The 1,680-nt window shown below is 64.0% G+C and carries 2 protein-coding genes; both read right to left on the minus strand.

Annotated elements, in window-relative coordinates; all coding sequences use genetic code 11:
* Window positions 1-553, minus strand: a 553-nt coding sequence (locus tag EN893_RS32770; protein ID WP_164901336.1) for a sugar ABC transporter substrate-binding protein, incomplete at its 3' end; no start/stop codon positions are given.
* A gap of 14 nt (window positions 554-567) precedes the next feature.
* Window positions 568-1,563 carry an ABC transporter permease gene (locus EN893_RS32775; protein WP_127269515.1) on the minus strand — a complete coding sequence of 332 codons (996 nt, stop codon included), beginning with the start codon at window positions 1,561-1,563 and terminating at the stop codon, window positions 568-570.
* Between the last annotated feature and the right edge of the window lie 117 nt (window positions 1,564-1,680).

Genomic DNA, 1,680 nt, shown 5'->3' on the forward strand with positions numbered 1-1,680 from the left:
CCTTGATGTCTGCATTGGTTTCCTTGAGACGGTCGGTGAAGCCGCTGACGCGTCCGATCGTGGTGCCGTTGCCGGCCTGGCCGGCGATGATGACGACGGAGCCCTTGCCGCCGAGCGCCTTGCTCAGCGAGTCCGCCGCCAGCTTGCCTTCCTCGTAGACGTCAGGCCCGGTGAACGACTTGATGAACGGCTTGGCATCGTCGCTCATCGGCGAATTGATGAGGATCGCCGGAATGTTCGCCTGCTGCGCGCGCGCCAGCCCCGGTATGTATGCCTGCGGGTCGAGCGGCCACAGGATGATGCCGTCGACCTTGCGCGCAACGCAGGTGTTGAGCTGCTCGGTGCCTTTCTGGACATCAAAATCCTGGCTGAGGCTCAGGATCTCGATGCCGAGTTCCGCGGCGCGCGCCTGAAGCGCCTTGTTGGCCGGCGTCGCGTAGGCATGCGAATCCGCTGCCGTCACGTAGCAAACCGTCTTGGCACTGGCCCAGCCCGTCGATGCCAGCACAGCCGCCACGGCGGCGACGTGAAGCATGCTTTTCTTGCCAATCATGTGTTTCCTCCCGATCATGTGGTTCCTCCTTGAGTGATTGGATTGTCGCGAACGAGCGCCGGGCGCGTGCCCGGAGCCCTCCCCTTGGTGGTAACGGCCCGATCGAGCACGACGAGCAGGATCAGGATAAGCCCGGACACGACCTGCTGGACGTATGCGGGAACGGACTGGAACTCCATCGCGATGGTCAGCGAGCCGATTGTCAGCACGCCGCCGAGCGTGCCGAGCGCGGATCCCCTGCCGCCTTCGAGACGAGTCCCGCCGACAACGACCGCGGCAATGACGGCGACCGTCAGTTCCGAGCCGAAGACAGGCGAGCCGGTGTTGGTGACGAGGCTCTGGAGAACCCCCGCCAGGCCGGCAAGCGTGCCGGCAAAGACAAAGCCGAGAAAGACGATACGGTCCGAGGCGATACCGCTTTCCTTGGCAGCCGCCGGGTTGGACCCCACCGCAAAGACGTTGCGCCCGGGTATGGTGCGCGTCAGCCAGAAATGCAGCAGCACGATCAGGGCGATGAACAGCGCGCTGCGGAGGGTGAAGACATCGAGATAGATCTTGGCCAGCGCCAGGGAGAGCATGATGTCGGTTCCGGTCACCGGCTGGCTGTTGGTGATCCAGTGGGAGAGCGAGCGGAAAATCAACATCGTCGCGAGCGTCAGCACGAGCGAATTCACCTTCAGGCCGACGACCAGCATGCCGTTGACGGCGCCTGCCAAGGTACCGACCAGGATGCCGACGATCGCCGCAGGGAGAATGCCGATCTCTCGCTGCAGGATGACCGATACGATGCCGGCCAGGGCAAACACCGCGCCACCGGAGAGGTCGATCTGGCCCGATATCAAAAGCACCGTCAGGCCGATCGCGATCAGGCCGATTGTCGCCGCCCGGTCGAGGCCGAGGCCGAGGGTCGATGCCGAGAGGTAGCCGGGGACCACCAGCGCGGAAATGACAAGCGTCAGGCCGAGAATGACGACGACGCGATACTGCGAGACAAGCGAAAGAAAACGCATCACGACACGCCCCGCTTGCGCAGCGCCGCATCCATGCCAACGGCACCGACGATCAGGATGCCGAGCACGAAACCATGTATCGGCGTGCGCACACCGTCGAGCACCATGACGTTGGTC

This window comes from Mesorhizobium sp. M7A.F.Ca.CA.004.04.2.1 (genome assembly GCF_004022825.1).
In the GTDB taxonomy this organism is placed as follows: Bacteria; Pseudomonadota; Alphaproteobacteria; order Rhizobiales; family Rhizobiaceae; genus Mesorhizobium.